Origin of the sequence: Novosphingobium sp. SG720 (assembly GCF_012275365.1) — a bacterium.
Taxonomy (GTDB): Bacteria; Pseudomonadota; Alphaproteobacteria; order Sphingomonadales; family Sphingomonadaceae; genus Novosphingobium; species Novosphingobium rhizosphaerae.
Genome location: NZ_JAAZQN010000004.1, coordinates 157154 through 176037, shown reverse-complemented (window position 1 = coordinate 176037; position 18884 = coordinate 157154). Strand labels below are relative to the sequence as shown.

At 66.0% G+C, this 18884-nt stretch carries 19 protein-coding genes; 6 read left to right on the top strand and 13 right to left on the bottom strand.

What is annotated here, in order from left to right; genetic code table 11:
- Window positions 1-19 precede the first annotated feature (19 nt).
- From FHW94_RS15445 to FHW94_RS15430, 4 genes are all read right to left on the bottom strand, one after another.
- Window positions 20-541 (bottom strand): YbjN domain-containing protein, encoded by a 522-nt coding sequence (locus FHW94_RS15445; protein WP_168556737.1) that lies wholly within the window; start codon window positions 539-541, stop codon window positions 20-22.
- Between the two features lie 189 nt (window positions 542-730).
- Window positions 731-2545, bottom strand: a complete 1815-nt coding sequence (locus FHW94_RS15440) for a M2 family metallopeptidase (RefSeq protein WP_168556736.1) — start codon at window positions 2543-2545, stop codon at window positions 731-733.
- Between the two features lie 79 nt (window positions 2546-2624).
- The gene (locus FHW94_RS15435) at window positions 2625-3383 is read right to left on the bottom strand and encodes an alpha/beta hydrolase (RefSeq protein ID WP_168556735.1); all 759 of its coding nucleotides are present in this window, start codon (window positions 3381-3383) and stop codon (window positions 2625-2627) included.
- The gene (locus tag FHW94_RS15430) at window positions 3383-4168 is read right to left on the bottom strand and encodes a sulfite exporter TauE/SafE family protein (RefSeq protein WP_168556734.1); all 786 of its coding nucleotides are present in this window, start codon (window positions 4166-4168) and stop codon (window positions 3383-3385) included. Before FHW94_RS15430 ends, FHW94_RS15435 begins: the two co-directional genes overlap by 1 nt.
- Before the next feature lie 311 nt (window positions 4169-4479).
- Between FHW94_RS15430 and FHW94_RS15425 the strand changes: the two genes are divergently transcribed.
- Window positions 4480-5142, top strand: a complete 663-nt coding sequence (locus tag FHW94_RS15425) for a hypothetical protein (protein WP_168556733.1) — start codon at window positions 4480-4482, stop codon at window positions 5140-5142.
- Window positions 5143-5228: 86 nt separating this feature from the next.
- Here FHW94_RS15425 and FHW94_RS15420 read toward each other — a convergent pair whose 3' ends face one another.
- From FHW94_RS15420 to ffh, 9 genes are all read right to left on the bottom strand, one after another.
- On the bottom strand, window positions 5229-6254 hold the full coding sequence (locus FHW94_RS15420; protein ID WP_168556732.1) for an aspartate-semialdehyde dehydrogenase: 1026 nt from the start codon (window positions 6252-6254) through the stop codon (window positions 5229-5231).
- Window positions 6255-6352: 98 nt separating this feature from the next.
- The gene (locus FHW94_RS15415; protein WP_168556731.1) at window positions 6353-8629 is read right to left on the bottom strand and encodes a S9 family peptidase; all 2277 of its coding nucleotides are present in this window, start codon (window positions 8627-8629) and stop codon (window positions 6353-6355) included.
- A gap of 93 nt (window positions 8630-8722) precedes the next feature.
- The gene (gene rplS / locus FHW94_RS15410) at window positions 8723-9103 is read right to left on the bottom strand and encodes a 50S ribosomal protein L19 (protein ID WP_168556730.1); all 381 of its coding nucleotides are present in this window, start codon (window positions 9101-9103) and stop codon (window positions 8723-8725) included.
- Window positions 9081-9986, bottom strand: coding sequence for a tRNA (guanosine(37)-N1)-methyltransferase TrmD (gene trmD / locus FHW94_RS15405; RefSeq protein ID WP_168556729.1), 906 nt, complete (start codon window positions 9984-9986; stop codon window positions 9081-9083). The genes rplS and trmD overlap by 23 nt, the downstream gene beginning before the upstream one ends.
- Before the next feature lie 100 nt (window positions 9987-10086).
- Window positions 10087-10461: a type II toxin-antitoxin system VapC family toxin gene (locus tag FHW94_RS15400; RefSeq protein ID WP_168556728.1), complete on the bottom strand. Its 375-nt coding sequence runs from the start codon at window positions 10459-10461 to the stop codon at window positions 10087-10089.
- On the bottom strand, window positions 10458-10736 hold the full coding sequence (locus tag FHW94_RS15395) for a hypothetical protein (protein ID WP_168556727.1): 279 nt from the start codon (window positions 10734-10736) through the stop codon (window positions 10458-10460). The genes FHW94_RS15400 and FHW94_RS15395 overlap by 4 nt, the downstream gene beginning before the upstream one ends.
- Before the next feature lie 32 nt (window positions 10737-10768).
- A complete protein-coding gene (rimM, locus tag FHW94_RS15390) occupies window positions 10769-11257 on the bottom strand; it encodes a ribosome maturation factor RimM (protein WP_168556726.1) in 489 nt (162 codons plus the stop codon).
- 15 nt (window positions 11258-11272) lie between these two features.
- Complete coding sequence (gene rpsP, locus FHW94_RS15385; protein ID WP_168556725.1) at window positions 11273-11665, bottom strand: 30S ribosomal protein S16; 393 nt, start codon at window positions 11663-11665, stop codon at window positions 11273-11275.
- 38 nt (window positions 11666-11703) lie between these two features.
- Window positions 11704-13191: a signal recognition particle protein gene (gene ffh / locus FHW94_RS15380; RefSeq protein ID WP_168556724.1), complete on the bottom strand. Its 1488-nt coding sequence runs from the start codon at window positions 13189-13191 to the stop codon at window positions 11704-11706.
- Between the two features lie 321 nt (window positions 13192-13512).
- Here ffh and FHW94_RS15375 point away from each other — a divergent pair, with 321 nt between their 5' ends.
- The 5 genes from FHW94_RS15375 to FHW94_RS15355 are packed head-to-tail and all read left to right on the top strand — an operon-like array spanning window position 13513 to window position 18829.
- Window positions 13513-15180 (top strand): EAL domain-containing protein, encoded by a 1668-nt coding sequence (locus FHW94_RS15375; protein WP_168556723.1) that lies wholly within the window; start codon window positions 13513-13515, stop codon window positions 15178-15180.
- 40 nt (window positions 15181-15220) lie between these two features.
- Window positions 15221-16042, top strand: coding sequence for a diaminopimelate epimerase (gene dapF / locus FHW94_RS15370; RefSeq protein WP_168556722.1), 822 nt, complete (start codon window positions 15221-15223; stop codon window positions 16040-16042).
- Window positions 16043-16050: 8 nt separating this feature from the next.
- Window positions 16051-17244, top strand: coding sequence for a MiaB/RimO family radical SAM methylthiotransferase (locus tag FHW94_RS15365; protein WP_348981798.1), 1194 nt, complete (start codon window positions 16051-16053; stop codon window positions 17242-17244).
- Window positions 17241-18167, top strand: coding sequence for a signal recognition particle-docking protein FtsY (ftsY, locus tag FHW94_RS15360; RefSeq protein WP_168556720.1), 927 nt, complete (start codon window positions 17241-17243; stop codon window positions 18165-18167). Before FHW94_RS15365 ends, ftsY begins: the two co-directional genes overlap by 4 nt.
- Complete coding sequence (locus FHW94_RS15355) at window positions 18164-18829, top strand: inner membrane-spanning protein YciB (protein WP_168556719.1); 666 nt, start codon at window positions 18164-18166, stop codon at window positions 18827-18829. The genes ftsY and FHW94_RS15355 overlap by 4 nt, the downstream gene beginning before the upstream one ends.
- The last annotated feature ends 55 nt before the right edge of the window (window positions 18830-18884 follow it).

Genomic DNA, 18884 nt, shown 5'->3' with positions numbered 1-18884 from the left:
AATTTGGGCCCCTCCAGCCTCAGCGCGCGGCGCTGGCCAGTTGCGGATGGCCGCTGCTGGGGAACACTTCGCTGCCGATCGAATCGAGCGCCATGCGATAGGATTTGACCACCATGGCAAAGACCGAGGTATCGATGCCACTGCCGGTGATCACGTCCCACGACACGGTGACCGACTTGTCTGCCGCCACCGAAACCGCGCCGAATCGGTTGGCATTGACGAAAGCCACGGCCTTTTCCGCGTCGAACGGGCGTTCGGGATGGAAGCTGCTGGAAAATTGCAGCGACTGGCAACCGCCATGGGTCACCTCGTTGCAATCATAGAACACCACTTGCGATCGCCAGCCGCCGATATCGGCCGTGACCAGCGGATCGCCCGAGGAATCCTCGCCCAGGCTGGCCTGATAGCCTTGCGCCTTGAGCGCGGTGACGACGCTGGCCGGCGTCATCGCCGAAACCGTTTCCGCCTGGGCGCAGGGCGCCGTGGCCAGCAAGATGCCGCCAACAACAGCGCAGGCAATGGCGGGAAGTTTGAATTCCATCCCCAGCATCCTCAACAATCGTGTTCTTGTTTGTTGAAGAAAGCGTCTCACACTCGCCCCAGCCTGGCAAGCGCTGAAATTCACCCAGTGAAATCGGTAGCTTAGAGTGCGCTGCACAAGAAAAGAGGCCGGATTCCTCAAGAATCCGGCCTCGTCTCAGGCCTTGGTGGCCATGTTGCGGCGCAAGAATTACCAGCCGCAATCGGCGCCCGCATTCTGCTTTTTCAGCCAGGCCGAAAGCGGCGCGAAATAGCGCAGCATCGCCCCGCCGCTCATCTCGCGCGTGCCGGTGAACACTTGCAGCGCATCGGGCCAGGGCTTGGACGCACCCATCTTGAGCATGGCGTCAAGCTTGGCGCCCACCTTGGGATTGCCATAGAAGCTGCAGCGGTGCAGCGGGCCTTTCCAGCCCGCTTCCTTGCAGGCCGCTTCATAGAACTGGAACTGCAGGATCCGCGCCAGGAAATAGCGGGTATAGGGCACACCCGCGGGCACATGGTACTTGGCCCCTGGGTCAAAGGCATCGGCGCCGCGCGGCCCCGGCGGCACCACGCCCTGGTATTGCAGTCGCATGTCGTTCCAGGCCTTTTCGTAGTTGTCGGGCGTGATCTGGCCGGAAAACACCCCCCAGCGCCAGCGGTCGATCAGCAGGCCGAACGGCAGGAACGCCACCTTGTCCATCGCCTGGCGCAGCAGGAGGCCGATGTCCTTGTCCGGCCCCGGCACCTTGGCCGGATCGAGCAGGCCAAGCTTTACCAGGTAATCGGGCGTGATCGACAGCGCCATGGTATCGCCGATCGCCTCGTGGAAGCCGTCGTTGGCGCCTTCCATGTACCAGCGCGAAGGCTGGGCATTATAGGCGCGCTGGTAGAAGTTGTGGCCCAGTTCGTGGTGGATCGTCACGAAGTCCGACGCGTCCACCTTGATGCACATCTTGATGCGCAGGTCGTCGACATTGTCGAGGTCCCAGGCCGAGGCATGGCACACCACGTCGCGGTCACGCGGCTTGGTGAATTGCGAACGCTGCCAGAACGTGGCGGGCAGCGGCTGGAAGCCCAGCGAGGTGTAGAACCCCTCCCCGGTCTTGACCATCTTGAGCGGGTCATAGCCCTTGTCCTTGAGCAGGCCGGTCAAGTCATAGCCGATGTCGCCCGCGCCCTGCGGCGCTACCACGTCATAGATGCCACCCCATTCCTGGGCCCACATATTGCCCAGCAGATCCGCACGGATCGGGCCCTTCTTCGGCTGCACGCCGTCGCCATACTTGGCGTTGAGCTTGCCACGCACATAGCAGTGCAGTTGCTGGTAAAGCGGGCGCACTTCGCCCCAGACCTTTTCGGTCAGCGCGGCAAACTGGTCCGGGCTCATGTCATAGTTCGCGCGCCACAGCGCGCCGGTGTCGGCATAGCCCAGCTCGCGCGCGCCGGCATTGGCGATGTCGACCATCTTGGCATAGTCCGCCTTCATCGGCGTGCCGACGCTGTCGTGCCAGGACAGCCACATTTCCTTCAGCTCTTCGGGATTGCGATTGGTGGCCATCGCTTCCTCGATGTCGCTGCCGTTGATCGGCTGGCCGCGCAGCGTGCCATGACCCTTGCCATAGATGCCCTGGATGCGCGCCTGCAGCGCCGAGAACTGCTCCGCCGCGCCCGGGGTGGACGGCGCCGGGCTGGTGATCTGGGTGCGGATCATCGTCAGCTTGCGCAGCGTTTCGGGCGAAAGGCCGGGCACTTTGGCAAATTCGGCCGCCTGCTTGGCCTGGGCCACCTGCAGCTTGCTCATCGTCGCGCCGCCATCGGCGGTGATCTGGGCGGTATCGTCGATTATATAGGTTTCATAGACCCACTCGGCGCGGCCCGAAGTGACGGTCTGATCGGCATAGGCCTTGTCCGCCTGGGCCAGCCAGGCATCGACGTCTGCGGGCGTTGCGGCTGGTGCAGCCAGGGCCGCCGGCGCGGCGAGCGCGGCCGCAACCAGCGCCACGGTGGAAACGAGGGTTTTCATGAATGGGGCACTCCCTGCAGGGGCGGGCGGGCTTGCCGCCCGGCCATGCGCCATGGGGTGCCGCCCAAATGCCCTCAGGTCAAGCCGAAGTGGTGAGGAATGAAACCAGTTCCGCGCCCAACTCGGGCCGGGTGACGCAGCCCATGTGCGTGCCGGGGATCGTCGCGCGGCGGGCATTGGGCAGCGCCTGCGCCAGCTTGTCGGCACTGCCGTTGTCGTTGTCCTGATCGCCGCACAGCACCAGCGTGGGCATGGCGATCGCCACCAGTGCGGCCGGATCGGTGTCTTCCATCGCGCCGATCAACTGGCGCACTGCCACGCGATCCACCCCGCTGGTTTTCAGGAACTGCTGCGACAGATATTCCGGATCGCCGTGGCGGAACGTGCCGAAGCCATCGATCACCTTGCGGAAAAAGGCCAGGCGCTGGTTCCATCCGGCCAGCCCTTCCAGCCCCATTCCCGCCAGGACAAGCTTGCGCGGAGCAAGACCGGCGATCACGCTGCGCGCCGCGGTGCGCGCGCCCAGCGAAAAGCCGACGAGATCGAAGTCTTCCAGGCCCAAGCCATCGACCAGCGCCGCCACATCGCGCGCCAGCACATCGGGCGGATAGGCTTCTGCTTCATGCGGCGCGGCACTTTGCCCATGCGCGCGCAGATCGGGCATCAGGCAGCGAAACCCCGCTGCGGCCAGTTGCGCCGCCGTGCCGAACTTGATCCAGTTGACCTGGGCCGAGGAAAACAGGCCGTGCAGCAGGATGACCGGGCGGCCTTTGCCCAATTCGTGCAGCGCCAGGCTCGTGCCGCCAAACCCTTGGTAAAACGTCGTCTTCGTATCCATCAGCTCAGCAACTTGATTCCCGATACCAGCAGAACGGCGGCCAGCGCCGGGCGCAGGATACGATCGGGCGCGCGGGTGGACAACAGGCTGCCGATTATAACGCCGGGGATGGAGCCAAGCAGCAGTGCACCCAGCAGCAGCAGGTTCACGTCACCGATGATCCAGTGGCCAAAGCCGGCCACCAGCGTCAGCGGCACGGCATGGGCGATGTCACTGCCCACGATGCGCGCGATGCGCAGGCCGGGATAGAGCAGCAGCAGCGCAGTCACCCCGATCGCCCCTGCCCCTACCGAAGACAATGTGACTGCCACGCCCAGCAGCACGCCCAGCAGCACAGTGGCCCACGGCGCCCGTGCCGCGGCGGCACCTTCGCTTTCGTTGCGTTGCGCAAAGGCGGCAATCTGCTTTTGAAACAGCGTGGCGAGCGAGGTGAGGATCAGCATCACGCCCAGCACGAGGAGCATGATCTTGCTGGCCGAAGCGGGCGGCCTGCCCCAGCTGGAAATGACCAACAGCGTGACGACCGCTGCGGGCACGCTGCCCATGGCCAGGCGCCCGACGATGCGCCAGTCCACGCTGTCACGCTTGCCGTGCACGGCCGAACCGACGACTTTGGTCAGCGAGGCGAACAGCAAGTCGGTGCCCACGGCCGTACCTGGATTGATCCCGAAGATCAGCACCAGCATCGGCGTCATCAGCGATCCACCGCCAACACCTGTCAGGCCCACGAGAATGCCCACCAACAGGCCGGCAACCGCGTGCAGGGCATCGAAGTGTTCCAGCATTGTCCCTCCGACAAGGTACTAGGACCAACGTGGCCCTTGATCGGCGGCCATACTGGCGTGAGGGGCATCTCGGCAATGCCTGGCGCCCCAATCTCTACTTTGAGACTTGGCATTCTTTCTTTCGCGCGGGCGATACGCAACCCCGCCCCGCTCGCTTCGCCGCAGTCTGGGCACACCATCGCGCCAAGGTGCACGGCTTTGGCGACAAAGCGAAAGCCCTGCGGAACGCAAGCCGCGCACCTGCGGTTCCCCCGCCAACACGGCCGCATGCGGCCATCCGCTATCCACCATCCGATTGTGGAGTTCGTTCGATGAGCAAGACCAAGATCACCCTGCCGCTGCTGGCGGCCACTGCCATGATTGCCGGCTTTTCGGCCCCCGCCCACGCCGCCGGCAAGGCCGAGCGCGCCCGCCAGGCGATCGCCGCGGCCCAGGCCAAGATCGACACGGCCGAGCAGCTCGGCACGGCCGAGTTCCGCCCGGGCGAAACCGCCCAGGCCAAGGCCGCGCTGGCCCATGCCCAGGAAAACCTTTCGGCCGGGCACAAGCCCGAAGCCATCGATGACGCGATCCACGCCTCCGCGCTCGCCGACACCGCGATCGGCATGATGCAGAAGCACAAGGCCGAAATGGCCGATCGCCAGTCGGCCGCCGCCGTCGCCGATGCCCAGGCCCAGGCCCAGGCCGCGCAGAACCAGGCCGATGCCGCCAACGCGCGTGCCGACGTTGCCACCGCCGCCGCGCAGTCTTCGGCGGCTGACGCGGCTGCCGCCCGCCAGGCCGCAGCCGTGGCGATGACCACGCCGCAGCCCGCGCCGGCCACCGTGGAAACCACCGTCACCACGCAGGGCGCTGCCCGCGCGCCGGTGAAGAAGGTCACGGTCAAGAAGGTCGCGCGCCGCACCACCCACACCCCGGTGCGCACGGCTTCGGCCGCCGGCACGGTGACCACGACCACGCGCATCACGCAATAACACGCGCGGCACGCCCACAAAGAGGCCCCGGTATTCCCGTGCGGAATACCGGGGCCTTTTTCATGCGGCCGTTATAGCCGGCTCGCTCAGCCCTTCTTCAGGTGGCGGCGGCCCAGCAGTTCGGCAATCTGCACGGCATTGAGCGCGGCGCCCTTGCGCAGGTTGTCCGACACGCACCACAGCGACAGGCCGCTGTCCACGGTCGGATCTTCACGCACGCGCGAGACATAGGTGGCGTAATCGCCCACGCATTCCACCGGGGTGACGTAACCGCCATTTTCGCGCTTATCCACCAGCATCACGCCCGGCGCCTCGCGCAGGATGTCCTGGGCTTCGATGGCCGTGATTTCTTCCTCGAATTCCAGGTTGATGGCTTCGGAATGGCCAATGAATACGGGCACGCGCACGCAGGTCGCGGTCACCTTCACCTTGGGATCGAGGATCTTCTTGGTTTCGGCCACCATCTTCCACTCTTCCTTGGTCGAACCGTCGTCCAGGAAGCTGTCGATGTGCGGGATCACGTTGAACGCGATCTGCTTGGTGAACTTCTTGGGTTCCACCTGGTCACCCACGAAGATCGCGCGGCTCTGTTCGAACAGCTCGTCCATGCCTTCCTTGCCCGCGCCCGAAACGGACTGGTAGGTGGCCACGACCACACGCTTGATCTTGGCCTTGTCGTGCAGCGGCTTGAGCGCCACGACCATCTGCGCGGTGGAGCAGTTGGGATTGGCGATGATGTTGCGCGCCGTATAGCCGTCGATCGCATCGGGATTCACTTCGGGCACCACCAGCGGCACGTCCGGGTCCATGCGATAGAGCGACGAATTGTCGATTACCACGCAGCCCTGCGAAGCGGCCTTGGGCGCATAGATCTTGGTCGGCCCGGAACCGGCGGCGAACAGCGCGATGTCCCAGCCGGTGAAGTCGAAATGCTCGACGTTCTGAACTTTGAGCTTCTTGCCGGTTTCACCAAAATCGATCTCGATGCCGTGCGAGCGCGACGAAGCCAGCGCGGCGATCTCGTCGATCGGGAATTCGCGCTCGGCCAGGATGTTGAGCATCTCGCGACCGACATTGCCCGTCGCACCCACCACTACAACCCGATAACCCATGGTAACTTACACTCCCTTGCGGGCGCCTTGCGCGCGCCCGTTCCTTAGCGGCTGGTTCCAACCAGCCAAGCGAAAGGGGCTTGTGCCCCCCAAACGTCTTATTTGCCGGTGCCCGCCCCGTTGCGATCGAGGAAGCGGAACATCGTTTCATAGAGATGCTGGCTCACCTTGGGCCCGCTGATGCGGTGGGTGTAGCCGGGATAGAGCATCATCTCGAATGGCACCGCCTCACCCTGCATCTTGGCGATCAGGGCCGTGCTGTTCTCGAACACCACGTTGTCGTCGGCCATCCCGTGCACCAGCAGCAGCGGGTCACGGATCTGGCTCGTCCGCTCCAGCGCGCCGGCGGCCTTGTAGACCTCCGGCACCTGCTTGGGATTGCCCAGGTAGCGTTCGGTATACGCGGTGTCGTACAGTTCCCACTTGGTCACCGGCGCCACCGCGATGCCCGCCGCCCAAACGCCCGGATGGGCTTCGAGCATCTTGACCGTCATGTAGCCACCATACGACCAGCCGAACGTGCTGACCCGCTTGGGATCGACATAGGGCTGCGTTTTCAGCCACTGCGCCCCGGCCAGCTGGTCTTCCACTTCCACCGTACCCATGGCGTGCCAGATCGCGCTGGCGAAATCGACGCCACGGTTTTCCGAACCGCGGTTGTCCAGCGCGAAGTAGATATAGCCCTTGGCCACGATCGCCTCGGCCAGAGCACCTTGCCAACCCTTGTGCACCACGTTGGCGGTGGGGCCGCCATAGTGATAGGCGAACACCGGATAGCGCTTTCCCGGCACCAGGGGCGGGGTGATCATCATGTAGTGCAGTGGGGTGCCATCGGCGGCCGCGATCGTGCCGAACGTGGCCGGGCGATGCGCAGCCAGGTAGGGCGCATAGGGGTGGCCCGCGTCCACCTTGTTTTCCTCGATCCAGGCCAGGCGCTTGCCCGTAGCATCGGCCAGATAGGATTGCGGCGGCTGCGCATCGGCGCTGCGCGTCACGATCAGGGTCTGGCCCTTGCTGTCCATGCTCGCCTTGTTGTCGAACGCCGCATCGGTCAGCCGCTCGATCTTGTCGGGCGCCTTGAGCGAGAGGGCATAGACCTGGCCGGCCAGCACATCGTCGCGGGTAGCGGCAAACACCACGCGGCCAGCCTTCTGGTCCACGCCGACCAGGTCGGTCACGGCCCAGTCGCCCTTGGTCAGTTGCTGCCACTGGGCATCGCCGCCGTTTGGCTTGAAGCGGTAGAGATGGCCAAAGCCATCGCGTTCCGACCACCAGATCAGGCTGCCGTCATCGAGGAAACGATAGTTGCTCGACAGGTTGATCCAGCTCTTCTCGCGCGCCTGCTCGGTAAAGAGAACGCGCGCCTTGCCCGTCGCCGGGTCCACCGCCAGCATGTCGAGCCGGGTCTGCGCGCGGTCCAGCCGCTGGACATAGAGCGTCTTGCCATCGCGTGCCCAGTCCACCCGGCCAAGGTAGATGTCCTTGTCGCTGCCTAGGTCCACAGCCACGCGGTGGTTGCCATCGGCATCCATCAGCCACAGCGAAACATCGGCATTCGCGCCGCCGGCCGCCGGATAACGCTGGTCGAACGTGCGCGTGCCATCCGCGCCGATCGCCGCGCGCGTCACCACGCCCACCGCTGCCTCGTCGAAGCGTTCCACCGCCAGGCGCTTTTCATCGGGCGCCCACCAGAAGCCGTTCATCCGCGCCAGTTCTTCCTGGGCCACGAACTCCGCCTCGCCCCAGTGCACGGTGCCTGCCGTTTCCTCGGGGCTGATCGCGCGCGGGGCGCTCTTGCCGTCGACCGGGGCCACCCACAGGCGGCGATCGCGCACGAAGGCAATGCTCTGCCCTTCAGGCCCCAGGCGAGGGTTCAATTCCCCGCCGGTCGTGCCGGCGATCTTGCGCACCGTGCCATCGAGGCCGGCCAACAGCAGATCGCCATCCAAGGGCACCAGCACGGCCTTGCTGTCGCTCGCCCAGTCATAGCTGACGATGCCCTTCAGGTCGCCGATGCGCTGGCGCTCGCGCTGCATCTTCTCCGCTTCGCTCAGCACGCGGCCCGAAGACAGCTTGAGCGAATCGACCAGCATCGACCACTTGCCGGTCTTGCGATCGAACCCCCACAAGTCGAACCGCTCACGATCGTCGGCGCGGTTCTTGAGCAGCGTGAGATAGCGCCCATCGGGCGAAAGCTGCACGCCGCGCGGGGTCGGCCCGTTGAGCGACGGGCTGGCAAAGACGCGCTCCAGCGTGAGCGGGGCGGCCTGGCGGGCCACGCTACCGGTCACGGGCGCATCCCCGGCCAGCGCGGACGGAGCGAAAGCGGGCGCGCAGGCAAGCGCGCCGGAAAGCAGCAGAAGACGAAAACGCATAGCAAGAGGCTGTTCCCGATAAGCAAAAAGGCGCCCTGGCGGGTATGCCAGGACGCCTTTCTACGGTCATTTCCGTGTCGCGGCGGTGGCTTCTCAGCCTTCCTGGCCGGCGCGCACGTCGCGCCGTTCAGCAATACGGGCGCTTTTGCCGGTGCGGCCGCGAAGGTAGTACAGCTTCGCACGACGCACCACGCCCCGACGGACGACGGTAATCGAATCGATGTTGGGCGAGTAGAGCGGGAACACGCGTTCCACGCCTTCGCCGAACGAGATCTTGCGGACGGTGAAGTTCGAGCCCAGGCCACGGTTCGAACGCGCGATCACCACGCCTTCATAGGCCTGAACACGGGTGCGGTCGCCTTCGACAACGCGCACGCCCACGCGGACGGTGTCGCCGGCGCGGAATTCGGGAATGGACTTCTTCGCCTTGAATTCGGCGATGGCTTCAGCTTCAAGCTGCTGAATCAGGTTCATTTTTCAAACGTCCTGCACTTTTTTGCCGCGCGCCAGAGGCAGACTGGGCCCGAGCGTCGACATGACGCTCCCAAAGGTCCGGCCTGCGTAACCGTGTGTCATCCTCGGATTGGCGTTGCCGCCATTCCGCGATCTTCGCATGATCCCCCGATCGCAGCACTTGCGGGATCGTGCGCCCTTCCCATTCCTGGGGGCGGGTATAGTGGGGATATTCGAGCAGCCCGTTTTCGAACGACTCTTCATGCCCACTGGAAGCCGCGCCCATTACGCCGGGAAGCAGGCGAATGCAAGCATCCAGCAGCATCAGCGCCGCGCATTCGCCTCCGGACAGGATGATGTCTCCCACCGAGACTTCCTCCACCTGGCGGCCTTCGAAAATCCGCTCGTCAAACCCCTCGAACCGCCCGCACACGACAATGACGCCCGGCCCCGCCGCCAGCTCGCGCACCCGCGCCTGCGTCAACGGCTTACCACGCGGTGTCATGGCGATGACGGGGATGGCCTCCCCGGCACGGGGAGGGGGACCAGCCGCAGGCTGGTGGAGGGGGTTCGCGTCCTCAAGCGCCGCGTCAGGCGCAGAGACCCCTCCACCACCGACTTCGTCGGCGGTCCCCCTCCCCGCCTCGGGGAGGATCTTTTGCGCCATCAGCCCCCGCGCATGATCGATGGCCTTAGCCAGCACATCCACGCGCAATACCATGCCCGCTCCGCCCCCGGCCGGCGTATCATCCACCGTACGGTGCTTGTCGGCAGCAAAGTCCCTGATCTGCACGGGATCGAGCGTCCACTTGCCCTCCCCCAGCGCGCGCCCGGCCAGGCTCACCCCCAGCGGCCCGGGAAACATCTCGGGATAAAGCGTGAGAACGGCAGCGTGGAAGGTCATGTAAAAAGTCCTGCTCGATCCTCCCCGGCACGGGGAGGGGGACCAGCCGCAGGCTGGTGGAGGCGCCTTGGCGTGGCCAAGCGGCCTTGGCAACCGTGCCTTATCGCACCCAGTTCTCGACCTTTAGCCCCGGCACGTCGGCATAGTCGGCCACGCTGTCAGTGACCAGCACCAGATCGAGCGCCAGTGCATGGGCCGCAATCAGGCGATCGAAACTCCCACGCCGGAACGGAACGCGGGCATAGGCTTCAGCAGCGGCCGCATCGAAGGCCAAGACTGGCACTTCTTCCGAGAAGATGGCCAATACCTCGCGCAACGGCGGCTTGCCCGCTTCAATGCCCAGCAGGATTTCCGCGTGGACAATGGCCGATGTGGCAAGATCGCCCTCCTCGCATTCGGCAAGGCGAGCACGCAACATCTCGCTGCGCGCCTCAAGCGCGACGATGATGGCATTGGTATCGAGCAGATACTTCATGCCTGTTCGTCGGACATGTCATCCCACACACGCCGGCTCGGTTCGAACACCCGATCCTCCGGCTTGCGCAATTCCAGGCCCAGGCCGGCGCCAATGCCCCAGACCTTGTCGATATTGAACTTGCGCTTAGGCCGATCCATGGCGTGAAAAACCAAGGCGTCGCCCCGCCATTCCACGGTCCAGTCGATGCCAGGATCGACGCCAAGCCCCTTGGGCAGGCGCAGCGCAACCGAATTGCCGGACATGAAGCTCTTGGCTTTGAATTGCTCGGTCACGAGCACGCTCCTGTATATACAGAGCGTATATACTATTCCGCGTAAAGCGCGTCAATCAACAGGCGCTCCTGGCTCCATTCCGGAACCGCTTCCTCGCGCATCGGCACCATGAAGCGCTTGCCATCGGGCCGCTCGATATCGAGCACGTCGCCCGCGCCGTAATTGTCCACGCCCACGCACGTGCCGAGCACGGTGCCGTCGGTGGAATGGGCGGGCAGGCCGATCAGGTCGGCGTGGTAATACTCACCCTCGGCGAGTGGCGGCAGGGCCGAGCGCGGCACGGTCAGCGCCGTGCTGCGCAAGCCTTCCGCCGCGTTGCGCGTGGTCACTTCGGCAAAGCGGGCGATCGCCCCGCCCTTGCCGTCGTCGCGCAGCTTTTCCAGGGTCAGGGTGCCGCCGTTGAACGCCTTGTAGGCCTTCAACGCCGCCACGCCTTCTCCAAACAGCTTGAGGCGCACTTCGCCGGCCACGCCATGGGCGCCGGCGATGGCCGCCAGCGTGACCGGTCGATCGTGCGTCATGCCGCTCTAATCGCCTCAGGCTTCGGCGGATTCGGCAGGCGCGTTGGCAGCAGCCGCGGCTTCAGCAGCAGCAGCGGCCTTTTCAGCCTTGTCTTCGGCGCGTTCCTTGGCCTTCTTGCCGGGTTCGCCAGCCTTGGGGTTGTTGGTGGGGGCGCGTTCCTTGATGCCGGCCTTGTCGAGCAGGCGGGCAACGCGGTCGGTCGGCTGGGCGCCAACGCCAAGCCAGTAACGCACGCGGTCTTCGACCAGGCGCACGCGATCGGCAGCATCCTTGGCGAGCAGCGGGTTGTAGGTGCCCACCTGCTCCAGATACTTGCCATCGCGCGGGGCGCGGCTGTTCGACGCAACGATCTTGTAATAGGGGCGCTTCTTGGAACCGCCACGCGACAGACGCAGAGAAACAGACATTCGACTACCTTTCGACTAAACTGAAAATAACGGAAAAATCATTTCTTCTTGAGCAGGTCGGCCATGTTGGAGGGCAAGCCCCCGCCGCCCAGGCCGGGCAGGCCACCAAGGCCGCCGCCAAGACCACCTAGACCGCCCATGCCGCCGCCGCCCTGCTGGTCCAGCCCCGGCATGGCGGCGCCCAGGCCGCCCTTGCCGAACAGCGCGCCCAGCCCCTTGAGGCCGCCCATCTTCTTGATCTGCTTCATGGCCTTGGCCATTTCCATGTGCATCTTCAGAAGCTTGTTGACGTCCTGCACCGTGGTGCCCGAACCCTTGGCCACGCGGATCTTGCGCTTGGCATTGAGCAATTCGGGCTTGGCGCGTTCCTTGACCGTCATCGAGCCGATGATCGCGTCCATGTGCAGCAGAACCTTGTCGTCCATGCCGGACTGGGCCATCGCCGCCTTGGCCTTCTTCATGCCCGGCATCAGCCCCGCGAGCGCACCCAGGCCACCCATGCGCTGCATCTGCTGCAACTGGCTGCGCAGGTCGTTCATGTCGAACTGGCCCTTGGCCATGCGCGCGGCAAGACGTTCGGCTTCGTCCTGCTTGATCGTCGCGGCCGCCTTTTCGACGATCGAGACGATATCGCCCATGCCCAGGATGCGACCGGCCACGCGTTCGGGCTGGAACTGCTCGATCGCGTCGAGCTTTTCACCCGTCGCGGCAAACTTGATCGGCTTGCCGGTGACGGCGCGCATCGACAGCGCCGCACCACCGCGTGCATCGCCGTCCATGCGGGTGAGCACCACGCCGGTCAGGTCCACTTCGCCGGCAAAGGCCTGGGCGACGTTGACCGCGTCCTGGCCGGTCAGCGAATCGACCACCAGCAGCGTTTCGCGCGGGGTGGAGACGGCGGCCACGGCCTTCATCTCGTCCATCAGCGCGGCATCGACGTGGAGGCGCCCGGCGGTGTCAAGCAGCAGCACGTCCACGGCCTGGAGCTTGGCCGCGTTCATCGCGCGGGTGGCGATTTCCACCGGCGACTGGCCCGGCACGATCGGCAGCGTGGCCACGCCGGCCTGCTCGCCCAGCACCTTCAACTGTTCCTGCGCGGCAGGGCGATTGACGTCGAGCGACGCCATCAGCACCTTCTTGCCGCGCTTTTCCTTGATCAGCTTGCCGATCTTGGCGGTGCTGGTGGTCTTGCCCGAACCCTGCAGGCCGACCATCATGATCACCACCGGCGGGGTGGCCGCCAGATCGAGATCGGCCGCCTCGCTGCCCAGCATCTCGACCAGGGCATCGTTGACGATCTTGACGACCTGCTGGCCAGGCGTGACCGACTTGAGCACCGACTGGCCCACGGCCTCTTCGGTGACACGGTCGACGAAGCGGCGCACCACCGGTAGGGCCACGTCGGCCTCCAACAGGGCAATGCGCACTTCGCGCATCGCGCCACGCACATCGTCTTCGGAAAGCGCGCCGCGTCCGCGCAGGCGGTCGAATACGCCGCCAAGCCGGTCGGAAAGACTGTCGAACACGCGCTGCTCCATTGCCAAGCCGCACGCCACCAGCCGATAACGCGAAAAACGCCGGTGGGCGAAACCTCGCCGACCAGCGTGCGCCATCCATCAGGGGGCGTACAAAACGAATCCGCATCAGCGCCGGCGATTCCCGGCCCTTGCAGAGCGCCGCCCTTACCCGCGCGCCCGTCCGATTGCAACCCCGGCCCGGCTCAAACGCCCGCAAATGCGCCACTGCCGAGACCTTAACCAATATTTCAACCTGCCGCACGTAGATTCCCGGGATCGGTCAATGGGGGGCTTCATCGGCAGCCCCGGGGGAATACGGCAGGTAACGGCATGGCAAGCGCGGCACTCGACAGCGGCACGACCGCAACCCCGCAGCCCGGAATTGCCCGCGCCGAGCGTGACATCGTTGCCCTGGGCATCATCACCGCCGCCATCATCCTGTTCGTCGGATCGGGTTCGGCCGTGTTGACCAGCACCGTGCGCCACGTGCTGTTCGGCGGCGCCAGCGTCGATTCGATCCTGGCCAATGCCTTGCTGCTCAACATCGCGCTGATCATCTTCGGCTGGCGCCGCTATGTCGAACTGACCGGCGAAGTGCGCGAACGCCGCCGCGCCGAAGAAACCGCCCGCACCCTGGCCTTCACCGATCCGCTCACCGGCTGCCTCAACCGCCGCAGCCTGGACAGCGCGATCGAGACCCTGGTGCACGAGGCCCGCGTCCAGGGCGATGCCGTCGCGCTGTTCATGCTCGATCTCGACAAGTTCAAGCGCGCCAACGATCTGCATGGCCACCAGACGGGCGACGCGGTGCTGGTGGCAACGGCCAGCCGGCTGCGCGCGATCCTGCCCTCGGGCGCTATCATCGCCCGTATCGGCGGCGACGAATTCACCTGCGCCATGCGGTTCGATCCGGCGCGCGCAGGCGTGGTGGAGCAGATTGCCGAGCAACTCAACGCCGCCCTGGCCGAGCCGGTGGTGCTAGCCGAGTGCGAGGTGGAGATTTCCGGTTCGATCGGCCTTGCCCGCAGCGACGGGGCCACCATTCCTGCCGGCACCGACGATGCGATCGCGGCCGCGCGCCTGCAACACCACGCCGACCTGGCGATGTACCAGGCCAAAAGCAGCGGGCGGAACCGGTTCTGCTGGTTCGACCCGGCGATGGAAAAGGAACTGCGCTTTCGCGCCGAACTGGAAAGCGGCATTCGCGAGGGCATCGCGCGGGGCGAATTCGTGCCCTATTACGAAAAGCAGATCGATATCGACACCGGCCGCCTGACCGGCTTCGAAATGCTCGCCCGCTGGCAATCGCCGCGCCACGGGCTGATTGCGCCCGATGTGTTCATCCCCGTGGCCGAGGAAATCGGCGTGATTGCCGAACTGTCCGAATCGCTCATTCGCCAGGCCTTGGCCGACGCGCGCGATTGGGATGCCTCGCTCACGCTTTCGGTCAATGTCTCGCCCCTGCAACTGCGCGATCCATGGTTCGCGCAGCGCCTGCTCAAGCTGCTGGTAGAAGCGAATTTCCCGCCGCATCGGCTGGACGTGGAAATCACCGAGACCTGCCTGCACGAGAACCTGCCGCTGGTCCGCTCGCTGGTGGCCAGCCTCAAGAACCAGGGCATTCGCCTGAGCCTCGACGATTTCGGCACCGGCTACAGTTCGATCGCGCAATTGCGCTCGCTGCCGTTCGACCGCATCAAGATCGACCGCAGCTTCGTCTCCACGCTCGATCGCTGCAAGGACAGCGCAACCATCGTGGCCGCGATCACGTCGCTGGGCCAGGGGCTCGACCTTCCGCTCACGGCCGAAGGGATCGAAAGCGAAGGCGTGCTCGAAGAACTGCGCAAGCTTGGCTCGTTCAAGGGCCAGGGCTTCCTCTATGGCCAGCCGCAGGACGCGCAGACCGTGCGCACGGCCCTGGCGGCCGAGGATCTGCTGGTTACCGGCCATGATACGGCAGACATCGCCCCCGCGCAGGATCGCGCCGCCAACGGCTGAACCATTGCGCCAAGGCCCGTTGGCGCCTAGATCGCGCCCCATGCGCATTCCCTTCCTCAAGATGCACGGCCTGGGCAACGATTTCGTGGTGATCGACGCGCGCGAGACGCCGCTGCCGCTTTCGCCCGGCCGCGCCCGCGCATTGGCCGACCGCCATACCGGCATCGGCTGCGACCAGTTGATCGTGCTGGAGCCGTCGGCCCGTGCCGACGTGGCGATGCGCATCTTCAATCCCGACGGCAGCGAAGTGGGCGCCTGCGGCAATGCCAGCCGCGCGGTGGGCCTGCTGCTGGCCGCCGAGCGCGCTGGCCGCACGCGCATCGAAACCGCCGGCGGCTTGATCGAAGCGCAGGCCACCGATGCCGGGATTGCCGTGGACATGGGCGCCCCCCGCTTTGACTGGGACGCGATTCCCCTGGCCTATGCTATGGACACGCTGGCCATGCCGCTGGGTTGGGAAACCCTCGAAAACCCGGTTGCGGTCAATGTCGGCAACCCCCATGCGGTGTTTTTCGTGCCCGATGCAAGCGCGGTGGACCTGGCGCGCCTGGGCCCGATCATCGAGCATGACCCGGTCTTTCCCGAACGCGTCAACGTCAACGTGGCGAGCCTGATCGGCCCCGACCACCTCGCGCTGCGCGTATGGGAACGCGGCGCCGGGCTGACCCGCGCCTGCGGCACCGGCGCCTGCGCCACGGCGGTGGCCGCCATGCGGCGCAAGCTGGTGGGCCGCAGCGTGGCGGTCACGCTGCCGGGTGGCGCCTTGCGCATCGATTGGCCCGAAGGCGGCTCCATCACCATGACCGGCCCGGCCACCACCAGCTTCGAAGGCGCTTTCGACGACGCGCTCTACCCGCTCTGAGACCTGACGTGTCCGCGCCTGCCGCCCCCGAAGTCGTCACGCTCGGCTGCCGGATGAACCTTTCGGAAAGCGAGGCGATTCGCGGCCTGCTGGCCAGCGCCGCAACGCCCACCGTCGTGGTCAATTCCTGCGCCGTCACGGCCGAAGCCGTGCGCCAGTCGCGCCGCGCGGTGCGCCGCCTGCGCCGCGACCATCCCGAGGCGCGGCTGCTGGTGACCGGCTGCGCCGCGACGATCGACCCGGCCGGTTTTGCCGCGATGGACGAAGTGGACGGCGTGGTGGAAAACACTGCCAAGCTCGATCCCGCCCGCTGGCAGGTCCCTGCCCCCGCGCTGCCCGTGGCGCCATCGGAACGCCACACCCGCGCTTTCGTGGCGGTGCAGAACGGCTGCGACCATGCCTGTACGTTCTGCATCATTCCCGCCGGGCGCGGCGCCAGCCGTTCTGCGCCTGTCGCGCAAGTGCTGGAAACCGTGGCCGGGCACCTGGCCCATGGCGTGGCCGAAGTGGTGCTGACCGGCGTGGACCTGACGAGCTGGGGCGCCGACCTGCCGATCCCCGCGCGCCTGGGCGATCTGGTCGCGGCGATCCTGCGCGCCTTCCCCGCCCTGCCCCGGCTGCGCCTGTCCTCGGTCGATGGGGTGGAGATCGATCCGCTGCTGCTCGATCTGCTGTGCCACGAGCCGCGCGTGATGCCGCATGTGCACCTCTCGCTGCAATCGGGGGCAGACATGGTGCTCAAGCGGATGAAGCGCCGCCATACCCGCGCCCAGGCGCTGGACCTGGTGGAAACGCTGCGGCGCCACCGCCCGGACATGGCCATCGGCGCAGACCTGATCGCCGGCTTTCCCACCGAAGACGAAGCGATGCATGCCGACAACCTCTCCATCGTGACACAGGCGCAGATCGTTCACGGCCACGTCTTTCCCTATTCGCCCCGCCCCGGCACGCCCGCCGCGCGCATGCCCCAGGTCTCGCCGCCGCTGGTGCGCGAACGCGCCGCGCAACTGCGCGCCGCGGTCGCCCATGCGCGCCAGGCCTGGCTGCAAGGCCTGGTCGGGCGCCCCGCACAAGTGCTTGCCGAACGCGACGGCACCGGCCATGGCCCGGATTTCGCGCCCTATCGCCTGCCTGCCGGCACGCCGCCTGGCAGCCTGGTGACGCTGACACCCGAAAGAATCGAAGAAGGAATGCTGGCATGAGTAGCGACAGCTGGTCGGAACGCCTGGTAGGCGGGCTGCGCAAGACGTCGGAACGGCTGGCCGGCAACCTCGCGGGCCTGGGTGGCGCCACCCGCCTCACCGATGCGCAGCTCGACGAGATCGAGGACGCGCTGATCATGTCGGACCTGGGCCCGCGCGCGGCGGCCCGCATCCGCAAGACTCTGGCCGCCGCCCGGTTCGATGGCGGGCTGGACGATGCCGCCCTGCGCGCCGCTGTGGCCGAGGAAATCGCCGCGATCCTGCGCCCGGTGGCCAAGCCGCTCGATATCGTTGCCTTCCCCCGCCCCCAGGTGATCCTGGTGATCGGGGTCAACGGTTCGGGCAAGACCACCACGATCGCCAAGCTGGCGCACTTGTTCCAGGAACTCGACTATTCGGTGATGCTGGCGGCCGGCGACACATTCCGCGCCGCCGCCATCGGCCAGCTGAAAGTCTGGGCAGACCGGCTGGGCGTGCCGATCGTCACCGGGCCGGAAGGGGGCGATCCCGCCTCGATCGTGTTCGATGCGGTCAAGGCTGCCACCGACCGGGGCACCGACGTGCTGATCGTCGACACCGCCGGGCGCCTGCACAACAAGCGCGAACTGATGGACGAGCTGGCCAAGGTCCGCCGCGTGCTGGGCCGCCTCAACCCTGAGGCGCCGCACGACGTGGTGCTGGTGCTCGATGCCACCAACGGGCAGAACGCGCTTCAGCAGATTGAAATCTTCAAGGATGTGGCGGGCGTTTCGGGCCTGATCATGACCAAGCTCGATGGCACCGCGCGCGGCGGCGTGCTGGTGGCGGCGGCCGAACAATATGGCCTGCCGATCCATGCCATCGGCGTGGGTGAAACCATTGATGACCTTCGCCCGTTCGATCCCGATCTGGTGGCCAAGGTGATTGCGGGGGTGTTTCAATGAACGCGGGACAGCACAAGCACCAGACAGGCAAACCCAAATCATCCTGGGTGAACCTGGCGGTCGATTACGGCCCCTTGCTGGTGTTCTTCCTCGCCTATCGCCATTTCAGCCCGGACAAGAGCGCGGATTCGGGCGTGGGCGCGGTGGTGGCAATCACCAAGAGCACGGTCGTGTTCATGGCCGCCACGGTGGCCGCGCTGATCGTGTCGAAATGGCGCCTGGGCAAGGTTTCGCCCATGCTGTGGCTTTCGACCACGCTGATCCTGGGCTTTGGCACGCTTACCGTGTTCCTGGGCGATCCGTTCTGGATCCAGATCAAGCCCACGGTGATCTACCTGCTGTTTGCCGCCGGCCTGTTCATTGGCCTGGCGCGCGGCAAGGCAGTGCTGCGCCTGCTGCTGCAAAGCGCGTTCGACGGGCTGGACGAGGCCGGCTGGCGCAAGCTGTCGCGCAACTGGGCGTGGTTCTTCCTGTTCCTGGCCGCGCTCAACGAAGTGCTGCGCCACACCCTCAGCTTCGATGGCTGGCTTTCGGCCAAGCTGTGGGGCGTGAGCGCGCTGTCGTTCCTGTTCACCTTTGCCCAGATCCCGATGCTGCTGCGCCATGGCCTGGGCAGCGAGCAGGCCGTGGACGAGGCGGAAAGCACCACCCCGCACGATTGATCGCGGCGCATGATGGGGAACGCCACGGCGGGTCCCGCGTTGGCCATGGCAAAAC